At 65.6% G+C, this 24014-nt stretch carries 14 protein-coding genes and 4 pseudogenes; 5 read left to right on the top strand and 13 right to left on the bottom strand.

All coding sequences use genetic code 11. From position 1 onward, the window contains the following. Window positions 1–44: 44 nt before the first annotated feature. Window positions 45–467: pseudogene (locus ACFYXC_RS40090) on the bottom strand (transposase); the annotation flags it as partial. Between the two features lie 388 nt (window positions 468–855). Between ACFYXC_RS40090 and ACFYXC_RS40085 the strand changes: the two are divergent. After that, on the top strand, window positions 856–1314 hold the full coding sequence (locus tag ACFYXC_RS40085; protein ID WP_389557869.1) for a hypothetical protein: 459 nt from the start codon (window positions 856–858) through the stop codon (window positions 1312–1314). Between the two features lie 564 nt (window positions 1315–1878). Here the strand turns inward: ACFYXC_RS40085 and ACFYXC_RS40080 are convergent. The 8 genes and pseudogenes from ACFYXC_RS40080 to ACFYXC_RS40045 all read right to left on the bottom strand — a co-directional run bounded on the left by ACFYXC_RS40080 (window position 1879) and on the right by ACFYXC_RS40045 (window position 7668). Continuing rightward, window positions 1879–2478 carry a hypothetical protein gene (locus ACFYXC_RS40080; RefSeq protein WP_389557867.1) on the bottom strand — a complete coding sequence of 200 codons (600 nt, stop codon included), beginning with the start codon at window positions 2476–2478 and terminating at the stop codon, window positions 1879–1881. Further along, window positions 2444–2695: a hypothetical protein gene (locus ACFYXC_RS40075; protein ID WP_389557866.1), complete on the bottom strand. Its 252-nt coding sequence runs from the start codon at window positions 2693–2695 to the stop codon at window positions 2444–2446. The genes ACFYXC_RS40080 and ACFYXC_RS40075 overlap by 35 nt, the downstream gene beginning before the upstream one ends. Then, window positions 2692–3825, bottom strand: coding sequence for a hypothetical protein (locus ACFYXC_RS40070; RefSeq protein ID WP_389557864.1), 1134 nt, complete (start codon window positions 3823–3825; stop codon window positions 2692–2694). The genes ACFYXC_RS40075 and ACFYXC_RS40070 overlap by 4 nt, the downstream gene beginning before the upstream one ends. Further along, complete coding sequence (locus ACFYXC_RS40065; protein WP_389557862.1) at window positions 3822–4388, bottom strand: hypothetical protein; 567 nt, start codon at window positions 4386–4388, stop codon at window positions 3822–3824. The genes ACFYXC_RS40070 and ACFYXC_RS40065 overlap by 4 nt, the downstream gene beginning before the upstream one ends. Window positions 4389–4512: 124 nt before the next feature. Continuing rightward, a pseudogene (locus ACFYXC_RS40060) lies at window positions 4513–4626 on the bottom strand (helix-turn-helix domain-containing protein); the annotation flags it as partial. Window positions 4627–5221: 595 nt separating this feature from the next. Beyond that, window positions 5222–6421 (bottom strand): ATP-grasp peptide maturase system methyltransferase, encoded by a 1200-nt coding sequence (gene tgmC / locus ACFYXC_RS40055; RefSeq protein WP_389557860.1) that lies wholly within the window; start codon window positions 6419–6421, stop codon window positions 5222–5224. Then, on the bottom strand, window positions 6418–7398 hold the full coding sequence (gene tgmB, locus ACFYXC_RS40050; protein ID WP_389557858.1) for an ATP-grasp ribosomal peptide maturase: 981 nt from the start codon (window positions 7396–7398) through the stop codon (window positions 6418–6420). Before tgmB ends, tgmC begins: the two co-directional genes overlap by 4 nt. Before the next feature lie 3 nt (window positions 7399–7401). Further along, entirely contained in the window at window positions 7402–7668 is a 267-nt protein-coding gene (locus ACFYXC_RS40045; RefSeq protein WP_389557856.1) for a putative ATP-grasp-modified RiPP, read from the bottom strand. 189 nt (window positions 7669–7857) lie between these two features. Between ACFYXC_RS40045 and ACFYXC_RS40040 the strand changes: the two genes are divergently transcribed. Genes ACFYXC_RS40040 through ACFYXC_RS40030 form a run of 3 tightly spaced genes read left to right on the top strand, consistent with a single transcriptional unit; the run spans window position 7858 to window position 9361 of the window. Continuing rightward, window positions 7858–8358 (top strand): hypothetical protein, encoded by a 501-nt coding sequence (locus tag ACFYXC_RS40040; RefSeq protein WP_389557855.1) that lies wholly within the window; start codon window positions 7858–7860, stop codon window positions 8356–8358. Then, on the top strand, window positions 8306–9055 hold the full coding sequence (locus tag ACFYXC_RS40035; RefSeq protein ID WP_389557853.1) for a hypothetical protein: 750 nt from the start codon (window positions 8306–8308) through the stop codon (window positions 9053–9055). Before ACFYXC_RS40040 ends, ACFYXC_RS40035 begins: the two co-directional genes overlap by 53 nt. Window positions 9056–9067: 12 nt before the next feature. Further along, the gene (locus ACFYXC_RS40030) at window positions 9068–9361 is read left to right on the top strand and encodes a DUF6087 family protein (RefSeq protein WP_389557851.1); all 294 of its coding nucleotides are present in this window, start codon (window positions 9068–9070) and stop codon (window positions 9359–9361) included. Window positions 9362–10300: 939 nt separating this feature from the next. Here the strand turns inward: ACFYXC_RS40030 and ACFYXC_RS40025 are convergent. The 4 genes and pseudogenes from ACFYXC_RS40025 to istB form a co-directional block, all read right to left on the bottom strand. Beyond that, window positions 10301–10711 (bottom strand): Imm10 family immunity protein, encoded by a 411-nt coding sequence (locus ACFYXC_RS40025; protein WP_389557849.1) that lies wholly within the window; start codon window positions 10709–10711, stop codon window positions 10301–10303. A 7-nt stretch (window positions 10712–10718) separates the two neighbouring features. Beyond that, complete coding sequence (locus ACFYXC_RS40020) at window positions 10719–17261, bottom strand: RHS repeat-associated core domain-containing protein (protein ID WP_389557847.1); 6543 nt, start codon at window positions 17259–17261, stop codon at window positions 10719–10721. Between the two features lie 233 nt (window positions 17262–17494). Beyond that, window positions 17495–20998: a LamG-like jellyroll fold domain-containing protein gene (locus ACFYXC_RS40015; protein WP_389557845.1), complete on the bottom strand. Its 3504-nt coding sequence runs from the start codon at window positions 20996–20998 to the stop codon at window positions 17495–17497. Between the two features lie 797 nt (window positions 20999–21795). Next, a pseudogene (istB, locus tag ACFYXC_RS40010) lies at window positions 21796–22474 on the bottom strand (IS21-like element helper ATPase IstB); the annotation flags it as partial. A gap of 311 nt (window positions 22475–22785) precedes the next feature. Here istB and ACFYXC_RS40005 point away from each other — a divergent pair. Beyond that, window positions 22786–23441 (top strand): annotated as a pseudogene (locus ACFYXC_RS40005) (HNH endonuclease family protein). Window positions 23442–24014: the final 573 nt, after the last annotated feature.

The following is a 24014-nucleotide window of genomic DNA, read 5'->3' as shown; positions in this document are numbered from 1 at the left end:
AGCTGGTTCACGGCCTGGATGCGCGCCTTGACGGCAGAGTCCTTGCCGATCTTCAGAACTCGGACCGCCTCGAAAGGTCCATCGCCGCTCTTGGGCATTGCCGTCGCCTCACCGCTGAAGACCGCACGAGCAGCGGCCTCCGCATCGACGACGTCGCTCTTGCCCCTCCTGCGCCGCATGGCTCGGTTCGGCCGGTTGACCTCGATGACATGCACACCGGCCGCTCGCAGAGCGCGGGTCAGACCCACACCGTAGGAGCCGGTGCCCTCCACTCCCGCACGCGTCACTCGACCCATGTTGCGGGACCAGTCCAGTAAGTCCTGATAACCAGCGGCTGTCACCGGGAACGATCGACTGTCCAGCACCGCTCCATGCGCGCTGAGGACGACCGCCACGTGGCAGTCCTTGTGCGTGTCGACACCGATGACGATCTCGTTCCGATCGGCTGTCTCCGAGAGGGCGATCATGGCCGTGTTTTTCCCATCCCTGGTTCCGGACAACGGCGCAACCGGGCGGGAAGAGCGGTCAGACCTGTGACGATGCCGAAGCAAAGCCCCTATGCGGACACGGTCTCCTGTCCGGCGGCAGCCAGACAACACCGCCCCGGAGTGCAGTCGGCAGATCGCACTCAGAGCATCGGCACAGCGAGCCAGGCAGGATATGGGCCAGGCCGCACTCTGGGACAGCACCCCCAATCCTCACAGGCAGGATACGGAACCAACAGGGCTCCTGTGCTGCTGAGTTGAGACGTCGAACACCTCCCTCAACGGCACGGGGGCCCTGTCCGTTGCGCACCCCGCCCTCACACTGCCCCGTCACCCGATCAGTGGCCACGCTGAAAACGCTCACCCCCTGATGCCGGTGTCCGCCAAGACCGCCACCAAACTCCGCGAAGCCATGGCCCGACTGCTGGCCGGCGAACCTCTCCACACCGACGGAGCCCTCACCAAGGAGAACCTCGCCCGCGAGGCTCAGGTCAGCCACGCAACTGTCCACCGGGCCGAGAACATCCTGGGCGAATGGGATGCCAAGGTTCCCCGCCAGGTCCTGCGGACACCGGGCGAAGTCCGCCGGGACGAGGACATCGACACCCTCCGCCGACAACTCCGCGAGGCTAAACACCAGATCACAGAGTTGAACGGCAAGCTCGACGCCCTCGCCACCGTTACCGCGAACCTTTACCAGGAGAATCAGCAACTGCGACGAAAGAACGGGCATCGCCGCGGACTGGTGACATTGCCCGGAAGCGCCGGGGGGGGCTCACGCAGACGTCTGACTGACTCTGAGATCCACCGCTTTCGACTTTTCCGGTGAGGGCCTTCTCCAGCGCATCGAAGCTCGCGTCGCAGCCCCGCAGAAACGCCGCGACCAAGCGCCGCATCCGCGCTGAGCTCTCCCGGTCCAGCCCCGTGCGGGTTACGGCCGATCCGCTGAGTTCCCGTTGATGCACCAACCGCTCGAAGATCAGAAGATCCATCTGGCGGGGCAGAGCGCGCGCTACTGGGGCATCGCTCTTGAAACGCCAGCAGAGCTCGGAAAGCGAATCAGCATAGTCCGGTGGCTCCGGGAGGAATGCTCCGATCGTCTCGGTCCGGATTTCTGGCGCCACTTTGGCGGCAGCCAGGATTCCGCCGACGAACTTATCGATGGAATCAGAGAGCTTTCGCATCTGATGCATAGGCACTGAGCCCTCTGCCGAGCGCTCGGAGACCAGGGAATCCCAATCCGAGCGGCTGAGAGTGAGAGCTGTTCCGGTCGCAGCGACAAGATTGAGCGTCAGCAGGCTAACCGCTTCTGCTGCCAGCCACCGGACGGCGATCGCTTCCTCATCCTGGAGGCGTGGCGTCCACAGTTGGGTAATTCTGCGAAGTAGCTCGATCAGCTGCTTGATTGCCAGAAAAGGTTCGAGGAAGAAAACTTCTCCGCGCAGGAACCAGAACGCGCGCTCCAAGTCGGGCTGCTGTCGGCAGGCGGATTTGACCCGTCGCTCCAACAGGATCGATTGCACGCCATGAGGGCCAAGGTCGACGAGCGGCCCCACTGCGTCTGTCTCGCGGCGTTCGAAGTCCGCGATGTTCTGGGCGGAAATGCCGAGACTTCGCCCAATGCTCGAATCCGGTCCGTCACTCCAGTGGCGATGGTGAGCTCAGCTGAATCTGCTCCGACAAGCTCTCGAATGCCGCGAAGCCAGACGATACGATCCAGAGGTTTTGCCGCATTCTTCCCAGTCCCCGACTTCACCTCACCGATGTATTTCGACATACTGAGTTGCGGACTGAAATCGAAGGCGAACAGATCGACGTCGGTGATCGTGAGCGGTTCCTGATAATGGCGCTGCAGGTTCACTCCATGTCGAGAATAGAAACCCTCCCAAAACCACAGCTGGGAAACCCGTGCCTCCAGTTGTTCTCCGACCGTGGGCGCCTTGGCGGCGCCGACCGCACTACCTGCCGAACGGGCTCTGATGCCGGACTGCACGCTGAGCCTCCTTCCTGAGCTCCAGGACCGCAGAATTCGCGATCTCATGACTTGCAGCATCGTCGGGAAGCAGGGAGCGATCCCGCTCGGGATGGATGAAGGTTCCCGGAACATGTTCAAGCTTGGGGACGTCCGCACTTCCATCCGGAACATTCCCAAGGCTGGCGTTGAGCCAATCCAGGCCATCACGCACGATGTCTTCCTTGATCAGCTTCAAGAAAGCCCTGCCCCTCCTGTCTCTTCGACTCGGACGACGTCATGAGCTTCCAGCATGTGGTAATCGGTCCCGATGTTCGTTGCTGGCCCGACCTCACCCGTATTGAGCAGCTTGCGCACAATGGCTACGGGATTCATGATCCGCCCCAGACCGAGTTGCGCTTTCTCCTGGCCGAAAAGAATGTGAGCCAAAAAGAGCTTCCTCAAATGGAGCGCTTCGGTCGTGGTGGCCTGGTCGTCTTCGGTTTGAATCAAAGGGGAGAAGACATATGTCTGGCTCAGGTTTTGTCCTAGAGCGCTGGACTTGACAGTGGCTGCCTGGATCAGGCCGACCTTCCGGGCGCTTGCCACGACCGCCGAGTTCCCGCCAACTCGTTCCAGGGTGGCCCCTGGGCTCTTGGTGGCAATTTCGCAGATCCCGAGCAGAGCATCGCGCTCGTTCGGCGGGAGGTCGCGCAGGAAGGATGCGATCTGGACCTGTCCGGTTCCCCAGACATGCGGGTTAAAGATCACTTCCTCGTTGAGCTCGGTGGAGTTGATGCGGCGATTGATGGCGACTGCCAGCGAATAGCTAAGCCCTCTCTCCGCCTCTGCATCCGTGAGTCCACGTCTCACGATCTGATCCAGGTGCTGCGTCTTCGTCAATGGGGCCCATGAGGCGATCTCAATACTGTGAAGGAGGGCCAACTCCTCATTTCTGGGGCCAAGGATGTCGAGAACGCGGAAAGTCTGCGCGATGACATTTCCGGTTACCCCGACGACTTCCTCTAGGTGGGCCAGGTTTCCGTCAGTGTCAAGCATGTATTCGATCACATCGGCTTGCTTGAGCACGGGCAGAACCTGGCTGATGAGCTGACGCTCAGGGACGCCGGACTGACGCGCGAACTGCCGCACTAGTTCAGCGTTATCGATCCGCCGATATCCTTTGAGTCGAGACGCCAGTTCCATCGCCTGGCCAGCGAGAAGCAAGGTCTCAATGTCGGCCCTGACTACGTTGTCCGTGATCAACGGCGCCTGTTGCTGGAGGAAAAGAACCGCGCGGCCCAGCCGTCGCTGACACGCATCTGGGCTCTGGTGTCCAGGATTCGCCATCGTGATATCAGCCCCCATCCCCAAGGTGTGACGGATCATCTTAAGGCATCCGAACAGGCACAGCGGGTAATATTCCGAGGTTGCCCGCCGTCGGCCCAAGGCCCAGGTGACCGAGAGGGGATGCCCTCGAAGCGAACTTGGCGGCGGCCGACCAGCACGGGGCGTTCCGGCTGCGCGTTGGTGGTCACTCCTTCGCTGGCGAGCTTGGCGAAGCGGTCGAACGCCGCGTTGCGATCCGTCTGGCTGGTCAGTGGATAGGTGCCGCGGACAGATGGAACCGCAGTCAGGCTGACCCACCCCGGGTAGTACGTCGCGGGAGGACTACCGCCATGCGCCGTGCTGTTCAGGTAGCCCGACAGGTAGCCGAAGCCCGCATCGGATATCTGGTGCAAGCGATCGATGTCGTCGGAGGCGGCCTGGAAGCGGTCACGGTAGCGCTGGGCGATCTCGGATTCGGCGAGCGTGCGGGTCGTGGTGCCGTGCCGGACGTGGACGCGGAAGTTGTAGTCGTTGCCCGGTGCCGCGACCGCGTGCGGGGCCTGAGGGCTCGGGGGCACGGTGAGCACCCAGTAGATCTTGTCCTCCTTGGTCGCAGACTTCACGCCCCGGACGCCCAGGTTGGAGACGACGGGCTGGATCCAGTTCGCGAGTACGGAGCGAATCCACTCCTCGGCCGGGCACCGGATCAACGGGGTCCAGGTGGTGGGCGTGGTCCTGATTGCCGTCGTGGACGCCGATCACCACCATGCCGCCGACGGTGTTAGCCATGGCGGACACGTCCTTGGCAAGCTCCTTCTTGCCCGCGTCGGTGCCCTGGTAGAAGTCCTTCTTCCAGTCCAGGTCGACGCTCTCGGGAATCTGGCTGTCGACCGCACGCTGCAGATCGTCTTCAGTGAGATCGTCGGGTGTCGTCCCAGGGCGGCAGTGAGCCCAGCGGGCAGGGCCATCGGAACTCCAGTGTGTTCACCACATGCTGCTGGCGATCGCCAGCCAGATCACGCTAAACGGGATCACCGGACCGTCACCACGCATTTCCGGAACTGAGCCCGCCGCCCGTCGTCGGGCTTGCCCACGGCCAGGAGAACGTGCTGCGGGAGCTGTACGTGGAGCGGGCGTGATGCTTCCGCCGGCTGGTCGTTGAACCAGTCGGACACCCCAGAGCACAGAGAGACCGGGGCCCCAGATGCCCGGGGTCTCGTGCTTGTCCTCACCAGAAGCAGCAGCAGACGAAGAAGAAACCGCAGACGGCCCGGCCCCGGACGAACAACAGGTTCCAGGACCACCGCATCGCCCAAGAGGGAAGCACGCCTGCGGGAACGCACCGGCGGCAGTTGAGCGTCGTGCCCGCCGTGCCTTGTGACTCGGCACCCGCTTCCGGCGCCCGGACGGGGGCCGTCACTCCCCATGTCCGGGCGTCTGGAGCGTACGGCCCGCGTCAGGGCCTGGGCAGCGGCAGGCCGGGCATCTGCGGGTGCCGCAGGTGCTGCCCGCCGCCGTAGACGTGCAGCGTGAACGTCTCCGGTCCCGGCCGGCCAGCCGTGTCGTAGGCGTCCAGGACGCGCTCGATGCGTTCCCACAGCTTCACCGGGCCGCCCTCGCGCACGGCCCATCCGCCGCCTTCGGGCGTGAGGGTGGCGGCGGAGCCGGTGACGACGTCGACCAGGTGCACGACCTCCCCCACGGTCGTCATCTGCGCGTCGGGCACCGCGGCTTGGGCGAGGAAGCGCAGGTGGAACGCTTCCTCGGTGGCGGCCGTGATCCGCTGCGGGCTGTGCAAGGCGGCCCGGGGTTTGCCGGGCAGGCCCGCGGCCCAGTGGGCGGGGTTACCGAACGCCGGCGCCGCGTGCGTACGCGCTGACATGAACGACACGGTGCCGCCGAGCAGTCGGCCCTCGGCGGTGCCGTCCTGGGCCACCGTCAGCAGGACGCGGGCGTATCCGTAGAGCCAGCCCGACAGGGTGAGCAGGATCTTCCCGCCCGGCCGGGCCTGCACGAGCAAAGCGGGCGGGACCGCGCGGAACGAGCAGGCGGCCACGATCCGGTCGAACTTCGCCTCGGGCCAGTACCCGTACAGGCCGTCCGCCACCGCCAGGGTCGGGGTGTAGCCGCATCCGTACAGCGCACTCGCCGCCTGCTCCAGCCGGCGGGGGTCGACCTCGATCGACGTGACGTCGGCGGAGCCGAGACGTTCACACGCGAGCGCGGTCGAGTAGCCGGTCCCGGTGCCGATCTCCAGCACCGTGTGGCCCTCGGTGACCTCGGCGTCCGCCCACATGCGCACGACGAGCGAGGGCAGCGTGGAGGAGGAGGTGGGGGCCCCTCCGTGGCGTACGACGGGGGCCTTCCAGTCGGGTTCGGCGCCGTCGAACTGTGTGATCAGTGTGGAGTCGCCGTACGCGGCGGCCAGCCAGCGGCCGTAGTCGAGTTCGGCGGTGACCGGCTCCCACACCGTCAGGCCCTGTCCGTCACGCTCGTCGGCGGGCAGGTAGAATCTGGGCACGAACCGGTGGCGCGGCACCGCCTCAACGGCTTGGCGCCAGGCCGGATCGACGAGGACACCGTCGGCGGCGAGTTGCTTGGCCATCGCCTCGCGCAGGCGGACGGAGTCGGTCTCAAGGTCGGCGGGCATGCTCATCTCGGCCCCGCCTCCTTCCTGCTCAAGATGTCGGCGAAAGCCTCGGTGATGGCCGGCGAGTCGGGCAGCCAGCCCCACTGCCCGTTGCTGTTGCACTCGATCGCCGTCCAGTGCTCCGGGGCATCGGCGTCGCCGGTCAGGGCGAAGTCGAAGCATCCAAAGACCAGGCCGAACGAGGCCAGGTAGCTGTGCAGGGCGGCCTCGATGCAGGCCGGCACGGTGATGGGGGCGTGGATCAGGTCGTCCCAGTCGCCGCGGCGCCAGTCCAGGGCCCCGTCCGGGGCGGCGATCTGCTGGGCGAACACACGGCGGCCCACCATAGTGACCCGGACGTCTGCGGTCTTGGGGATCTCGGCCTGGAACAGGTGGGCGGTCACCGCGAGAGAGTCGTCGAAGGTCTCCGGATCTATACGCTGGGCCCAGATCGCGCCAGTGCGCCCGGCCTCGTCTGGGGGCAGGCCACGGAACGTCTTGTAGATGACGGGGCCGTGTTCGGCGGCGAACGTGCGGGCCGCCTCGACGTCGTTGGTGACCAGGGTCGGCGGGATCGACAGCCCGAGCTCGGTGAACCTCTGCAACTGGGCGGGCTTGAAATCTGCGCGGGTCACTGCTGCCGGGTGGTTGACATAGACGGCGCCGCGCAGAGTGTTCAGGATGCCGCCGAGCCCGTGCCTGGCCTCAGCGGCGGCGAACTTCCGCTGCTGAGGGGACAGATGCTGATACCGGGCGGCGTAGGGGGTGGGACGGCGGTAGTAGACCGCCGTCACCTCCCCCAGCTCCACCTCCCGGCTCGCCGTACGCAGCAGCCCGCCCCACGAAGCCGTCCCCGCCCTGATGCGGGCCCCGAAGGTCAGCCCGGTGCCGATGTCGGCGGGGTCGACGCGGACGACGGGCACCTCACGCTCGTTCAGCGCAGCGATGACCCAGTCCGCAGTGACGTCCTCCAGCGCGGTAACGACCAGGACGGTGGAGGCCATCGGTCAGTCCGACTCGTAGTCGGTGGTGTTGTCGTCCTGGGTCTGCGGCTGCGGGTTCTGCCCGTCCCCGCCCCCGGACATCGACGCCGTGCCGGTCGTCTTCGACGTGCCGTGCTTGCCCATCTCCACCACCTGGCCGGCGGCATCGGTGTAGCGGGCGATCTGCGTGGCTGCGTCCAGCACCACCGTGGCGTACGACGGCGGGCCGACGGGCAGCCGGTCGGTGACCAGCCCCATGGCCCACGGTGCCTGAGCGGTCGGTGTAGCCATGTGCTCACCCTTCCCCACGGGATGAAGCGGAAGCCGATCAGCCCCCGCTTGAACCAATCGATGACCTCCCATGGTCCTGACCAGTACCGTAAGAGTCGCGAACCGTGGCGAAATTACCACGCTCCGTATACGCAGGCGGTAGGGCGAGGGAGCGATGGCCAGCAGATCCGGCAACCCGCATCTGGCGCTGTGGACCGCGGCAAGCGGCCTGCCCCACGCAGAGATCGCCCGCGGGATCGCCGTGGCGGGCACAGCCCGAGGTCACCGGCAGATCGCGCCGGACGCGACCCGTATCCGCCGCTGGATCGACGACGACAAGCCTGCCCGCCGGTCCCCGCCCTGCTCGCAGACGTCCTCTCACAAGCGGTCGGCCAGCCGCTCACCCTCAAGCTCACCGTCAGCGCCCCGCTGATCCTCGCCGCCGAACGGATGCTCGGCGGCACCGCCCGAGCACTGAACCATGAACACAAGGGCTTCGACATCGGCGCCGTCACCGCCCTCGAAGAGGTGACCTCCTTCTTCACCCAGGCCGACGCCTCCAAGGGAGGCGGCCTGTACCGCTCGGCAATCGTCGCCCAGCTCGACGAGGTCGCCCGCCGTATCCAGGACGGCGTCCCACCGAAGCTCAAGGACCCGGGTGTTCGCGGCAACCGCCGACCTCGCGGCGCTCGCGGGCTGGGTCAGCCATGACGCCGGGCGCTACGGCATCGCCCAACGCCTGTGGAGCTACGGCACGTACGCCGCTGGCGAGGCCGGACAACGCGACCGCGGAGTGGAGCTCGTCACCCGCATGTCCCACCAGATGATCCACCTCAGGCACCCACATGACGCCCTCGCTCTCCTTGACGTCGCCGCCAAAAAGGCCACACTGCCCGTGACAAGGACGCTGGTCTCCTCGCAGACCGGCCGGGTGCACGCGGCTCTCGGCGACGAGCGTGCGGCCCACAGGCACCACGGCATCGCCGACGAGCTCCTGGCCGACGACCTCGGCGACGTACCGCCGTGGGTGGACTACTTCGACGCCGCCGAGCACGCCGGCGCCCGCACGGTCTCTGCCCGCGACCTCACCCAGCCAGGTCGCCCCCAGGCCGCAAGCACGCACGTCGAGAAAGCGATCGCCTTCCGCAAGCCGGACTTCGACCGGGTGAAAGTCATGGACCGTGTCAGCCTGGCGGCCGCCCTGTACGACGAGGGCGACATCGAGCAGGCCACCGACGCGGCCCACCAGGCGCTCGACGAAGCGGCCCGCATCAACTCCACCCTCGTCGCCTCCCGCATCAACACCCTGCTGGACACCACCCGGCCGTATCGCACCGCCGGCGACGCCGACGTACGCACCCGAGCCCGCGACCTCGCCGCCGCCCCGCCGACCACGATCGCCGCCTGAGAGCATTGAGACATGGGCAAGCACTCCCGACCCGGACCGTCCAACCAGCCGTCGCGCGCCGTCCCACGCGCGGACGCCGACAACCCGCTCGCCGCGTACGACAAGCGACGCCGGCCGCCGATGGACATCTACCGGCGCCACCGGCCGACGCACGGCGGCGCCAGTCACCTCCAACCCGACGAGCCACGCGTCCTGGAAGAATGGAACGGGTTCACGTACCAGCCGGCCGGCACCGCTCCCAGCCTCGCCGCCGCCCAAAAATGGGCGAACGAACTTCAGGTCGGCGAACCCCCCGCAGCGCGATGACCCGCCGCGAAAGACAACGCAGTCCGCGGCCTGTGCGGTGACCTACAAGACACCAGCCCCCGCAACACCGACCGGACACGCGGCGAACATGGCCGGCACGCAAGGCGCCTGACCAGGACAGCTTCTGGCAAGAGGCGGTCGGAAAACTCGAGATCACCGGACAGTGGCAGCTCGCCTGCCCCACCCCTGCAACGCCACACCGGGCCCTACCCGGGGCACGGCGACATGTCCACCGCCGACAGGAAGCAGCTCATCAGCAACGCCACCGGGCGACGCGGGATCCCCGGCCGACAACCGGCCGCCGGGACCGCCCAAAAAATCCGACAGCACCGAAGGTGCAGCGCCGACGACCGCCACTCGGAGGGCGTACGAGGACACTCGCGACCCCCGGCTGATCGACTTCTGAAGCGGTCGAACCCATCGCACGGCCGGGACAGCGCAGCAACCGACCGAGGCGCTCCCGCCAGCGCACGGGCTGGGACCATCCCCGCAGGCGCAGGGAGCAGATCGCCCCCGGGGTCCTGAAGGACGGTGAGCGGGGACCATCCCCACGGGCGCGGGGAACAGCTGTCGCCTCCCCGGTCGTCGTGGAATCACGCGCTGCAGGATGCGTCTCGTATCCTGCAGCGATCCCATGAGCTGAGGAGGCATGTGGGCGCCGAGGTGGCGCTGGATGAGCAGTGGCCGGTCCTGGTCCGGCTGCAAGGGTTTGCAATACAAGCGCGATGTGCCATTCGGCACAATCATGCCTGAACAGGTCAGTGGCGCCACGCAGGAATCGGAGCATCCGCATGATAACGACCCGTTCCTGCATGTGCTTCATTGGCCGACGCTTTATAAAGCATGGGCAATCAAGCGGAATAATCCTCCACTTGAAGTAATAACCGCGTCGACCCGGTTTTTTTGCAATTGGCAGGCCGACGCGGCACCCTACAAGAGTCAGATGTTCGTCATCTGTGGAATCTTTTCGGGATTTCCGTAGGTGAAAACTCGTCGCAGCCCGTTACGGAGTACTTCAATATCTACTCCCTGGGCGATCTCGATTTCGATGTTCTGTGTTGGAATATCGAGTTCCGCAACTGCCTCGACGCTAAATCGGAAGGAGAGGACGCCTGCGGACAGGGAAATGCTTTCTACCCCCCCGTACTGAACACCACCTTCCTGGCTCAGGACACAGTAGCTGTCCAGTTCCAACCTGCGGGCTTGCTCATCGGGAGCACTCAATCCACACTGAAAGATAAAGTTTCCCCCTTCTCCGTACTCGTCAGACGCAACTCCAAGAACGAAGCATGAGTCGGACAAGTTCTCATCAGCAGTGACCACCCTAATGGGCCAGTCGAGACGACTCATGCGGCACTCACTCCTCGCTGCTCCATGACTTATTACCCCAAATGTACATGAATGTGGCCCCAGTCTCAGAGGCTGCGCGCCTCATGGAGCCCTGACACTGAGTGCATGGCGGTTTGATTCCCGTTATTGTAACCGTGTCGCCAGAGTTCACCGGTGCCAGGTTAGCGTAGCGGTCACCTGTGATGCGAACCGTGGGGGAGCCGCCAGACATACGTGCGGCTCGGCTTTCAGTATGGCTGGCTTGTGAATTGTTCGGGAAATTGAGGCCCTTTTCTTCGGGGGTCTGAGTCCCGCTTCGGAGCGTGTACGAATTGACCATCGCTCCCCTTGAATTTCTGACCTCTATGAGGGCCCAATGGGTTGACTTCGCAGTAGGGCCGACGACGCTTCCAGCGAACGGCTTATTTCCTCTGCCGTAATTAGGTCTGTGGCCGAAGATGGCTGCAAGTGCGCTGGGCACTTGGTACTCGTCACCTGTGACGTCGTAGCCCTGACTAGCCACCCAGTTGTCAAACTGGGTTCCGTAGTCACAGCCAGGCCCTCCAGGTCCGCCATTCCCCCAGCAGTCGCTGTCAACGAGCCAGCCGCCATACTCAGCCATGTGCGGAACGTTGCTAACGACCCCGTAGAAAGTTTCTCCGACACTGGAGCACAACCCTTTCAGGAATCCCCAGGAGCCGCAGCCGCCGTCCTTGTCGCTTGGCCCCATGATGGCCTTGCCGCTTCCACCCCCCGAACCCGTGTGTCCAGAGCTGTCTGTATGGGACGTGCCACAGTTGCTGTTGCACGGATGCGGTGGGAAGGGCTTGGAAAGGTCGACGGCCTCGTTGGGGCGGCCGTTTCCAGCTGTCCCGTCAGGCCGGCCCGGGCAGGCTTCCCCTGATCCGCCCGCTCCGCCGCACGCGAGACCCATGCCGCTTGGGTCGGACTCGGTCACGGGGCTTTGGGCGCCGTAACTGTAGCCGTTCAGGGTTTGGTGCCTGTCGAGTTCCAGGAGCGGATCGACGCTGATGAACTGTCCGACGGAGGGGTCGTATTCACGGGCCCCGATATGGGTCAGTCCTGTCGACTCGTCCGCCGGCTTGCCCAGGAACGCTTTGTCGTCCGGCCAGGTGGTCGCCTTCGTGCCGCGCGTGCCGCCGAACGGTGTGCTGTAGCGCTTGGTGACCGCGTACGTAGCCGCGTCCAGGGCGATGCTCGATGTGCCGTGGTGGTCGGCGGCCAGGAAGCTGAGCTTCGTGCCCGAGACTCCGGAGGACGCTGTTCGGACCGCGATGGTCTGGCCGTTGGCGCTGTAGTACCTCGTGCCCGACAGGGTCTTCGTGGTCCCCTTGGTCGTGAGCCGGACCTCTGTGCCACCCAGGTAGAGGACAGTGTCGCCGTCCCCCTTGGCCCTGCGGATCAGGAGTTCGCCGCTCGCGTCGTAGAGGTAGTTCGTTTCCTTCGCGCTCTCGGTGAGCTTGCTCAGGTCTCCCTCAGGGTTCCAGGCCAGTGTCTGCTGGGCTGTCGCACCGGGGCGGGAGGTGGTGTTGCCGACGCTGTCGTAGGCGTATGTGGCGGCCTGTGCGCCCGTCGTCTTGTCCAGCGTGTGCGGCTTGGTGTCGGCGGTGCCGTCGTAGGTGTACGTAGTAGTCTTGTCGCCCGAGGAGGCGTGCTGCGTCTCCGTCTTGCGCTGACCGCCGTCGGTGTACGTGTACGACGTCCAGTACGGGGCCGCTCCGTCGACGTTGGACGTGGTACGGCCTGACGTCGCGCAGTCCGCCGCCTTTGGGGTCCAGGCTTCCGTCATGCGGCGGTAGCCGTCGTAGGCAAAGCACTGGTTGTCTGTCTTTGAGGTGCCGCCCTGCGTGGTGGCGTCGAAAATCGACGTGACGTTGCCCGCGTCGTCCTGGGTGAACTTCAGTTCCTGCGGCATGTAGCCGTGCACGTCGTCAGTGACGTAGGAGCGGGTCAGGCGGCGCGTACCGGTTTCGTAGTCCCAGTTGAGGTATGCCTTCTTGGCTGAGCTGGTGCCGTCCGTTGCGAGGGTGAGCTGGCGCAAGTCGCCCTGCGGGGAGAACGCCGCGCCCTGAAGGTAGCCGGTCGTGCCCTTGGAGGTGAGCTGGCCGCCCCTCGTGTTGTAGGTGTAGGAGACGGTTTCGGCCGCGAGGCCGCCCACCGCAGGTGCACCGGACTGGCTGACCGTGCCGTCCAGGTTGTACCCGGTGGTGAAGGACAGGGTCTTCGGCACGGAGCCGTCGGCCACCAGTGGTTCGGTTTCGGGCAGGAGCAGCTGGCTGGCGTTCACCCGGTACAGCGGGTCGTAGGCCGTGACCTTCTGGGTGTACGCTTTTCCGGCCGTACCGCCGTCGTAACGGACCGCGGTGTCCTGCTGTCCCTTCCTGAGGGTGTCGAAAGTCCAGGCCGCGAGCTTGTTGGCGTCCGTCTTCGACGCGTGCCACATGCCGGTCTTGCGGCCCAGGTCGTCGTACTCGTAGAGCAGCTTCTTGGCCGCGTCGTCATTAGGAGTGGTGCTGACGACCTGGTCCAGGTCGTTGTACTCCGTGATGCTCCTGCCCTTGTCCGGGTCCGTCGCTGCGACCTGGCGGCCGAACAAGTCGTAGGTGTAGGACCACTTGGTCTTGTCAGGACCGGTGATCGTCTCCTGCTGTCCGGCAGGGGTGTAGGTGTAGCCAGTTGTCGTGTAGTCGGTGCCGGTCGGCGTAGGGCTGGCATACTCGCGGCGCTCTGTTGTCTGTCCCAGAGCGTTGGTGACCACGGTGGCGGCCTGACCGCCGGCCGGGGCAGTCATAGAGACCGAGTCGCCCGTGTAGGCGGTACTGATCGTCCAGCGGGTATCTCCGTGAGCCTTCGTCACTGTCTTGGACGGGCGGCCGACACCGTCGTACGTCGTGTCCGTCTGTATCGGGGCCTGACCGCCGTCCGTCTGCACCGGGGTGCCGGAGGGAGCCGACATGTTGTCCCAGATGTCCGACTGCTGGCTTACCGCCATGCCTCGCTCGTCGTACAGCGTCAGCGATACGAGCCGGCCACCGGCCGGACTGGGCGTCTGCGTCTGGCGTGAGCGAAGCAAAGAGTCGTAGAACTCGTAGCCGGTGTTGTAGCCGGAGCCATCTCCCTTGAGCGTCCCGGTGGAAGCCCAGGACATGTCCGCGTTCGTGACCTTGTAGTCGTAGACGTAATTTGGCGTCTTGCTCAGGGCCCTGGATCGGTTGGGCAGCCAGACCTTGACGACCCTGCCGAGGCTGTCGTACTCGGACTCGGTGATGTTGTTGTTGGCGTCGGTGGTCTTCAGGACCGCGCCGGTGGCAAAGTCCGATGCCGTAACCGTCTTGTGCGTCTTAATGTTGGTGATCGTCGTCGAGGTCAGCGGACCGGTTGCCACCGGATCGTAGACGGTGCTGGCCACCACCGCGCCGTTGGCGTCCTTGACGACGAGCGGGCGTCCGAGCGTGTCGTAGGTTGTCGTGGCGGTCTTTTGCCAGACCGCGGCGTCATCACCGCCATAGGACCTGGCCCGACCGGTCCACGTCACGTCACCCTTGGTTGGCTGCTGCGAGGCCGACCACGTGGTGGCCGTGGTGTTGTCGTAGACGGTGGCGGTGTCGGAGACGACGTCACCGGACCGCTTGGAGTCCGAGGGGAGGTCCAGCGCGGAGTCCGCCGTCGCGCAGGTCTTGGCCACTGTGCGTGTCCGGGAGACCAGGGAGTTGATGCCGTCGTCGTTGCGGGCGTACCAGGTGCGGGTGCACTTCTCATCGCCTGAGACGGCGTTGTCGCCCTGGTCCTCGACCCTTTCGGCCATACCGTAGTCGTCGTAGGTGGTCTTCACCGTGCGCACCCGGTCGTATGGTGTTGCCTTGCTGGTGATGTTGGTACGGGTGTGCGTGGCATCGGTGCGCACGAAGTACGCCTCGGTGTCCGCGTACGACTTGTGCTGGGTCGCCGTCCGCTTCGACCAGGGGTCGTTTACGGTGCCGGTGACCTCGGTGTCCCCGTTGTAGGTGGCCGTCTCGCGAGTGAAGCCCGCGTACTGGTCGGAGTCGGTGACCTCATTGGCCTTGATCCCGGAGACTTTCACGGTCTTGCGCGTGTCCGGGTCCAGGGTCTTGCCGTCGGAACCGAGGACACGGTCACCGTTCATACCCCGCAGATAGACGGTGACGGTCTTGCTCTGGGTGCGGCCGGAAACACCCGTGAGGTGGGTGACCTTGCCGTAGCCGCGCCAGATGGACCAGGTGCGCTCCTTGGCGGGTGTCATTGGGTCCTCGTTGTAGCGCCAGGCACCACCGTCCGAGGAGTACTGGTAGGTGTGCTGCACCGCCTCCGAGCCGCCGAAAGGGTCCGTCGTCGACACCGACGTGACCGGGTACTTCTGGAACCAGTCGAGGATCGGGATCTTCCCGCCGTTGGGTGACCAGTACACGGGGTAGCAGCGCTTGGTGTTCTGGTCGAGCTTCGGCTTCGTGCCGCCGGCCGAGCACTCGGAGGGAGCGTAATTGACGATCGTCTGCGCGCCCGTCTCGGAGACGACCGTCTTGATGCGGGGTTTGTCGAGGGACAGGATGTCGTCGGTCGTGCCGTCCACCCGGTTGGACATCATTACATGGTCGAACTTGACCGGGTCCAGTGCCAGATCGGTGCCGCGCTTACCGGTGTGCTTGATCTCGTCCAGCCACAGCGACTGGTCGGTCGAATCACCCGTGTCGCCCGGATCCAGATAGAGGTGCTTGAGCGCCCAGGCGTCCACGCTTTCGTAGGCGGGCGTCGTGGTCTTCGCGTTCCACGCGTACGTGGTGATGGTGGTCAGCCGCTTGCGTGTGAAGAATGTCGGCCCGACGTTACCGGTGCACTTGTCGCCGTCTTTGCAGAGCGCGTCGAACGGTACGTCCGGCCAGTTGTCCCGGGTGTCCTCAGTCAGTGAGTCACAACCGGTGCCGGAAGCCAGGCAGCGCTCGGAATAGCTGAAGACCACCTTGTCGGAGGCCACCGGCGTGCCGGAGAACAGTTCACGGGCACGCTGCCCGTAGCGGATCTCTCTCAGGTAGCCGCCGCGCACGTAATCGGTGCCTGTGTTGTCGTCGCCGAGCTTGTCGTAGTTGTTGTGCTCTGCGGTGTACCAGTACGACGTGGCATTGCCGTGTGTGTCCTCGACGTAATCGAGGTTCCAGCGCCACGCCTGGGTCTTGGCGCGGCCGGAGAAGGAGGTTCCGTCGGAGTAGCCGGGCTCGTCCTCGTCGTCGCTGAAGACGGGCACGGTCCACACCGACTGGGTACGATCGTCCGTACCGGCGCCGTCGAGCTTGTTCAGGCCAAAGACGTACTTGGTGCCGTCACCGGTGACGACGGTCCAGTGCTCTCCGTCGTCGTCGCCGTTCTCCGCGCCCGTTGAGTGGGTGACGGTGGAGGCGTCGTCGTTCTTCAGTCGCCATTTGCCGCTGATGTCGTCCTTGACCAGTTCGCTTGCCTTGCCGTTGAGTACGAGGGAGGCGTTGTCGTACTTCCAGCACAGGTCGTACTTTTCGTCCTGGCCGTCGTCGTCGCAGGAACCGTACTTGCGCTCGATGAACGACGAGGTCAGGTCGAAGCCCTCGCCGACCTGGCTGCCCTGGTTGTTCGAGTTCGCCGTACGTCCATCCACGGTACCCGAGTCGTAGGAAAGTTCCAGGGACGGCTTTGTCCCGGCTGCTGCGGGTGGCACCCGCAGAGGGTACGACCAGGTGAACGAGCCGGACGAGCCGCCCGCTTCCCAGGTCGAGGAGGCGGACAGCGACGTGGCCTTGTAGTCACCAGAACCTGACTTCGCGGCTGCAGCCAGCGCCAGCGTCATCGGCGCACCGCTGGATGACAGATTCAGCGCTACCGATAGCTGGTTCTTCTGCCGGTCGTTGGTGGAGTCGAGGCTGTCGGCCGCACGGCACTTCGCTGCGGCCGGCTCGGCCGGGGCGCAGTCGGGCAGCCTGCTCAGTGCGAGCCGTCCCGCCCAGTCACCACCGTACGCAGAAGCGAAGGCCGAATAGTCGATGCCTAGCTGAGTCCTGCCACCGCCCTTCGCGCCGGTGACCTTGAGGAGCACGCCCTTCACACCGAGCTTCGTCGCCGTCTTCTGGTCCATTACTTGGACGGTGACGGTCTCGGCGGCTTTGCCGCTGAGCGGCGCGGCGACCGTGAGCGGCAGCGAGCCGGGAGCGGCCTTGGCGGCACCCTTGCCCGGGACGGTCAGCGAAGCCTTCCCTGATTTTGGCCAGTTGACCTTCTGCTGTTGATCTTTACGTGCGCGTGCGGCCGCGGCGCGGTCGGCCTCCGCCGCACGTGCCATCACGGCAGTGGTCTTCTTGTTTGTTTTCGCCGTGAACGGTGTGACCTCGGTGGCTTTCGGCGTCTTGAGGTCCGGTCTGCCCAGCGGGTCGGTGTCCGCAGCGAATGCGACAGGTGTCAGCAGGCCCGGCAGCATGGCTATGCCCACGCCGAGGGCGACATGCCGTATCCAGCGGCCATGGCCGGTTTCCGGTCTGCTTCTTGGCAGCCGGTACTTCCCAAAGGGGTTCATGAACCTGTTCTTTCTGCGCTCGGCCGAAGGAGGGCCGCTCGCACGGTGCCCCGCTGACGGGGGACGGGACGGGGAAGGTCGAGAGAGAAGACACGTGGGGCAGAAAAGGGAATGACAAGCCTCAATACGGCGCGGGTGCGTAGCGGGCCTTCGGTGGAGCGGTGTCTGGTCCGGGCGAGGAAGTCTGGACCAGACACCACATCAGCCGTGAACCAGCGGTCAATACAGAGACGTCAGAGCATGCCGCCGCCCAGAACCTGTGAGGAGATCTGGTCTGCGCTCATGGCACCGGTCCACACGCGCAGGTCCTCCAGAGCGCCGGGCAAATGGTGCCCGGTGGTACCGCCCTTGCTGCCATGGCCCGCGGTGACGGTGCCGATGCCCTGCTGGGCCGTGGAGAAGCCGGACGCACCCTCGGAGGGCTGGCCGAACTCGCTGACAAACAGGTGAAGCTGCCCGTAGCGGGTCTCGGTCTTCGAGGAGTTCGCCGAATCGGTCCACTGCCACGCCTGCTGGGCGTCGAACACCCCGGTGACCTGCACCCAGGTGTCGGTCTCTGCAACATCGCCGCCGGGGACCTCGGCGCTCTGCGTCACCTTGCCGTCAGCGCCGACAGCGCTGCGGGTGAACTTCCACTGGTATACGCCGTCGGCCACCTTGACCACCCACAACGCCCACGAGGACTCACCGGCCGACGCCTGCTGCCCTGCCACCTGACCCTGATAGCCCACCGGCTTGGCTGCAAGCTTCACGGAGTCCAGCTGGACCCGCGCGGAGACGGTGAACGAACCGCTCTCATCGACAACCGGACCGGCCGCCGAGACATAGCCGGCCTGACCGTCCAAGACGAGCGCGTTGTTCTCCTCATCCAGGGCAGCCCCCGTCGCCGACAGCTTCAGATTCGGCGCCGGATAAGGCGTAAGTTCTTTGACCTCGGTACCGGTGGAGCCCGCGGCATCCCAGTGCGCCACCAGCTCATTGGCCGCGACGCTGCCCTCCACCAGCTGCGCCTGCTCGGCGATCTCGTCGCCGGTCAGCGCACGCTGCCACACCGCGCTCTCGTCCAGGCGGCCGCGGAAGTACTCACCGTAGACGCCGCCGACCAGCGAGCGGCCGAATTGCAGACCGCCGGAGGACACCCATGGGGTATACGCACTCGACAGTGAGCTGAGCACCACAGGGCTGCTCTGCGGCCGACCGTTGACGAACAGTTGAATGGTGTCGTTCGTCTTGTCGGCGTCACCCTTGGTGTCGAACACACCAGCCAGATGCGTCCACACCTTAAGCGGCGGACCCGCCGTGTCGGAGACCGAGCGCAGATACACCGCGCCGTCCTTGACATCGGTAGCCGTCCGGTTGAACACCCACTTCTTGTACGACGCCGAGTAATACAGCGTGAACGCCGAACCGTTCGTGCCCGGAGCCGCCATCGCCACGTGTGTCTCGGACGCGTCGGTCAGATACGCCCAGGTTGAGACAGTGAACGAGTCCTTGGTGTTCACCGCGGCCGATGCGGTCGCCGCGTACTGCTGCTGGGCCGGGTCGGTGCTGTCCAGCCACAGCGAGGAGTCCGCATCCCCACGACGAGCCAGCGACGACCAGCCCGCACTGCCGTAGAGCGTGGCATCGTGCCGGGTGCCCTCCGTCGCGCTGTCCTTGGCCACTGTCACACCCGAACCGGGCGCCCCGTCATCGAAACGCCAGGCACCGACAGCTCCAGCCGCGGGAGCGACCTTGAAGCTGAACTCGGCGGGCGTGCCCCACCGGTTGCGCACGTCCTTGGCCTCCACGGACAGGACCTGTGTGCCGGACAGGGAAGGTGTCACACTCACCGCGGCCGTCGACCCGCTGGCTGTCCTGGTCTCCTTCGCCGAGGAAGTGAGCAGCCGCCAGCGGTAGCCGGTGATGTCGGTGTCGGCCCCGTTCGGGTTGAAGGTGAACGTGCCGGGGACACCCGGACCGCCCTTTCCTTCGCACAACGCGGCAACGCACTCGGTGTACGGGGAACCCGGCGTGATCCTCGGGGCCTTGGGCGCCGTTGAGTCGATCTTGAAGTAGCACCAGGAGGAGTACGAGGAGAACAGATCCCCCGACTTGCCCCCGTAGGTCCAGTGGGACTGCGTACGCGATTTGAGCCGGTACAGGCCGCCGTCCGCCCGGTTGGAGGTACGCAGCTTCTCCAGGCTGCCGTCCGGATCCCAGCCCGAGTCCGGGCGGTAGCCTGACCACACCTCGTGCCAGGCGGCGTCATCACCGCGCTCGACGACGAACTCCGCCTGCAGGGACCCTTCCTCCTCGCCCGCGTTGTGCTCGACCTTGGTCTGCACCCGCGCCTGCACCATCGGGTCGATCCGCGTGACAATGAGCGGGTCCGACGAAGACGTCTTGCAGTACGCGGTCGTGCCATCGCCGGGGATGATCCCCACATCAGTGGGCACACCCGGCTTGTAGGCGTAGTTCACCTTCAGTTCGGCGTTGTCGTCGAACCGCTTCCATGCCTCGGGGTCGCCCTCGTCCTTCGCCCGCAGCATGAAGGTGAGCCGGGAGATCTTTCCGTCGGCGAACTTCCGCACTGTGGAAGCCAGGTTCTCGTCGGTCTCCTCCGGATTGTCGTTGAACTCCACCCACTGGTCGGGCTGGTCGGGAGAGCAGTTGTCGCCGCGCCCGGCGGACACGTAGCGGTCGCCCATCTGATCCAGCTGGGCCGGGCCAGGCCAGCGGGTGCCCTCGGAGATGTTGTTCGTGCGTTCCAGGTCGACCCAGTGCGGACTGCAGGAGAACGACCACGTCTCATACGCACGGAACGTCGCATCGAGAATGTGCTTGCCGGACAGCTTCGACGGCGAGAACTCGAAGTACATGCGGTTGGTGTAGTTGCTGCCGCAGTAGTAAGGACCGGAGACACTGCACCGGCCCACCCCGTAGTCACCGTTGAACTGCCAGAACTTATCGCCATCCGAGGACAGCACCGTCCGCTCCGACACCCCCAGACCCACGGACGGATCGATCCGTACGGGATAGACCGTGTCCTTACCGCGCAGCAGCCCAAGGTCGGGTTCTACGGAGATGGTCTGCTCGTCGACGCGCACCGGCATCACCGCGCTGGCATCGCCGGCACGGGGCTGGGTTCCTTCCTCAACTGGGTCCGGCCGCTCGGCAGGAGCGGCTTGCGCGAAGGCGGCCGTACGGGCGGTCCCGGTTGTGGCGGCCGACTCAACGACCTGGCTCGCCGAGTCCCACATCTGCCCGGCGGGCCCCTTGAAAACGGTGTTGCCGTCCTTGTCGACGGCCCGCAGACCACCACCCGCACCCGGCACCACCTGCAGGTCCTTTGCCGATATGGAGAGCTTGACCTGCTCCAGCGCCGGATCCGCGGCCGCCTCGGCGGACTTGACGACGAGCACCTCGCGGTAGCCCTCGGCCGTAGCGGTGAGCTCCAGGTCGACACCTGCCAGGACATCCGGGTACACGGCCTTGGCGCCGTCCAGACGAGGCTCAGGCAACGACCCCGGCCAGCCGAGCCGCAACGAACCCCGCTCGTTGCCCAGATGAATCATCTTGCTGCCGTCGCCGCCACCCGAGAAGGAGACATCAACGACTGCGGACTTGGGCCCCACAGTCCCGTCCGGACGTCGCTCAAGGGTCGGATCGACCGCCTGCCAACTTCCGTCCTCCCGCTTGACGCGCTGTGGCACTGCAGACTGCGTAAAGCTAAACGTCCCGTCCGGATTGGCCAATGTCGTCGAGTATTCGGTGCGCTCCTCGGTGCCCTCGACCTGCTCGCCAGTGGCCAGGGCGCGGGCTGTCGCGCTGCGGTGAGTCGTCTCACCACCTGCTATGGACTGAGGAACGGCTTGGGCCGCTGAAGCCGGGGCCGTGAACGTCGGCAGCGACGCGACCAGAGCCAGAGAGGTTATTCCGGTTATGAAACCGATGAACCCCTGAGGCCGTCTTCGTGGTGTTGCACCTGATCCACCGTACCAGCGTATTCGCACTTCCCCCACCCTAACTTCACGCGATCTTCAGATGTGCCGGTACAGTACATAGAGTTCCGGTTCATCGGTCAAGCGTGAGGTTGAGAGCTGTACGAACACCACGCTACGGCTTGCCGCCTGAGGACGGTTCACCTCTTGAGAAGGTGAAGCTACAGGGGCGATAAAGCTGCACCCCTCCTATGAGCGCTGCGTTACTGCCCAGTTGAAGTTGCGGCCAAACCCGCCCTGCACGCCGCCAGGTCGTACGGCTGTTTGTGATGGGAGGGCCAACCAACGACACGAGGAAGTCTCACCTGACGACTCCTCAATCCTGTGGCTGAAAACCAACGTCGAGTTACTGCTCTTGCATGCTCCATACCCGAAGAAGTTCGGGGAAAGTTGCAATCATGAATGAGATAGCAGCATGTTTTGTACTCCGATCCGGAAGAGCCGGCCCGAGCCTCGTGCCCGCGAGACGCACTGCCAACGAAAAAGCGACAGTTGCGTATGAGTTTGACCGTTTTAGCTGGACTAGCGAAAATCTGCGGCAGCAGGTAGCGGCGGTTCTTCAGCGGGTAGCTGTTGCCGATGATCGGGACGACCTCGCAGTGGTGCAGGAGGCGGTCAGGGATCCCGGTGGCCAGGACCTCGTCTCCGAAGACCTGGCCCCACTCGTCGAAGGTCTTGTTCGAGGTCAGGATGATCGAGCCCTTCTCGTATCGCTTGGAGGTGACCTGGAAGACCAGGTTCGCCTCGGCCCGTTCCAGGGGTTGGTAGCCCACTTCGTCGACCACTAGGACGGCGGGGCGGAGGTAGCTGATGAGCTTGCTTATCAACCGCCCCTGATCCTCAGCGGCCTTGAGGTGACGGACCATGTCGTCGAGACTGGTGAAGTAGATCGAGTAGCCCGCCCGGCAAGCGGCGACGGCCAGCGCGACAGCGATGTGTGTCTTGCCGACCCCGGGCGGCCCGAGCAGGGCGACGTTGGCCTTGTCCCCGACGAAGGAAAGGGTGGCCAGACCTTTGGCCTTGCGCGGGTCGAGATCGGTTGGAAGGAGAAGTCGTAGTCCTCGAGCGTCTTGTGGTGCGGCAGCTTCGACCGCCGCAGCCCATTGCGGAAGCGGCGATCGTCACGTCCCCGACCGCGAGTTCCTCTGCCAGAACCAGGTCGATCAGATCGAGATCGCCCATCTTGGCCTCGTCCACCCGCTGGATGTACTGGTTCAGGGCTTCGGCCAAGACGTTCCGTAGGTGGCTGCGGAGGGGACAGTGCCACTGGGCTCACCCATAGCCCATGGGGACGATCGTCCGGCGACGCCCCACAGAGCCTTCTGCCGCAAGGCGACCGCCCTCCGCACACCACTACCCCGGCCCCGGCTGGCCTCCCCCGCCCAGCCGGGGCTCTCCCCCACACCGCAACGGCCCGCTGCATCCCAGGCGCCCGCCGGCGGTGACGTGCGCCTCGGCTGCGGTACGACCATTGTCCTCGCCCGGATGACAAACAGCCCGAGTCCGGGCGGGTCGCTACCGGCCGGCGACAGCAAGAGGTCATGTTCTCGAAGATCGCGGTCACCGCTGCCGCCCTCCTGGCCTTCCCCCTCACCGCCGCACCCGCCGCCGCGCATCAGCCGCGCGCGGAGCAGCTGCCGCTGGCCGATGCCGTGCACCTCCTGCCGGCCGCCGCCGAGTCCCGCGACGGCTACCAGCGCAGCTCCTTCAAGCACTGGTCCGACGCCGACCGGGACGCGTGTCACACTCGCTCCGAGGTGCTCATCGCCGAGTCCCGGGTGGAGCCGGTCATCGAGGCGGGCTGCAAGGTGACGGTGGGTGAGTGGTTCTCCTATTACGACGGCGTCACCCTGACCGCTCCGGGCGGTCTGGACATCGACCACATGGTCCCCCTCGCCGAAGCCTGGGACTCCGGCGCCCGCACCTGGACGGCGGCCCGGCGGGAGGCGTACGCCAACGACCTCGACGCCGACCGCAGCCTGGTCGCCGTCACCGCCCGCACCAACCGCAGCAAGGCAGACCAGGACCCGCCGACTGGACCCCGCCCCTCGCAGATGCCCGCTGCACCTACGCCACCGACTGGGTCACCACCAAACTCCGCTGGCAGCTGACCGTCGACGACCGCGAACGGGACGCTCTCACCGCACTCGCCGCCGGCTGCGGGCAGGAGACGGTCAGCTACGAGCCGTCGCCGTAACGGCTTCTCGCACCCGGCGCGGCCGGGCGCCGCGTGTGACGCAACCACATGAGAAGAAGACTCTTCGCATGTGGTTGCGAGTCGCCAATAGGTGCGAGCTGATGTGGACGCTCACCACGTTGGTGGGCAGATCAGTCTCGGTCAGGCCCGACAGGATCCGCTGATCCCACACGGCCAGGCCCCGTCTCCCACAACCAGCTCGGTCGGGACCCGCAGATGGCGAGCGGCAAAGCCGCCCATGGTGCGGCGCGATGGCACGAGCCGCTCGGAGACCCTGATCGGCACGATGACGACCGAGCGCGGCCCCGCCGCCTCTGCTGTCGGCGGGAGGGTCCTCCCCCGGGTTCAGCGCCTACGTCGGCGGCGGTGCCTTCCGCGGCGGCATCATGCGCACTGCGGCACATGAGCCGCATGCAACCCGTGATACCCGCTGAACGCCGTGCTGCTCCCCTTGCCGCGATGCCCATCGTGACGCCGATGTGACGCTCTGGCCTGAAGAGGTTGACGCTCTGTAAACCGTGACGTCGATCATGTTGTTTTGTGCCGGAGCGTGGTGGGGTTCGTGCGCTGTCG

Source organism: Streptomyces sp. NPDC002701 (assembly GCF_042889045.1).
GTDB lineage: Bacteria > Actinomycetota > Actinomycetes > Streptomycetales > Streptomycetaceae > Streptomyces.
Note: the sequence above shows the minus strand (reverse complement) of the source record. Positions and strands in the feature narration are given on the sequence as shown.

Excerpts from the sequence above, each read along its gene's own strand:
- ACFYXC_RS40085 (WP_389557869.1), top strand. The coding sequence starts at position 856 with ATGCCGGTGTCCGCCAAGACCGCCACCAAACTCCGCGAAGCCATGGCC.
- ACFYXC_RS40070 (WP_389557864.1), bottom strand. The coding sequence starts at position 3,825 with ATGATCCGTCACACCTTGGGGATGGGGGCTGATATCACGATGGCGAAT.
- tgmC (WP_389557860.1), bottom strand. The coding sequence starts at position 6,421 with ATGAGCATGCCCGCCGACCTTGAGACCGACTCCGTCCGCCTGCGCGAG.
- tgmB (WP_389557858.1), bottom strand. The coding sequence starts at position 7,398 with ATGGCCTCCACCGTCCTGGTCGTTACCGCGCTGGAGGACGTCACTGCG.
- ACFYXC_RS40045 (WP_389557856.1), bottom strand. The coding sequence starts at position 7,668 with ATGGCTACACCGACCGCTCAGGCACCGTGGGCCATGGGGCTGGTCACC.
- ACFYXC_RS40030 (WP_389557851.1), top strand. The coding sequence starts at position 9,068 with ATGGGCAAGCACTCCCGACCCGGACCGTCCAACCAGCCGTCGCGCGCC.
- ACFYXC_RS40025 (WP_389557849.1), bottom strand. The coding sequence starts at position 10,711 with ATGAGTCGTCTCGACTGGCCCATTAGGGTGGTCACTGCTGATGAGAAC.
- ACFYXC_RS40020 (WP_389557847.1), bottom strand. The coding sequence starts at position 17,261 with ATGAACCCCTTTGGGAAGTACCGGCTGCCAAGAAGCAGACCGGAAACC.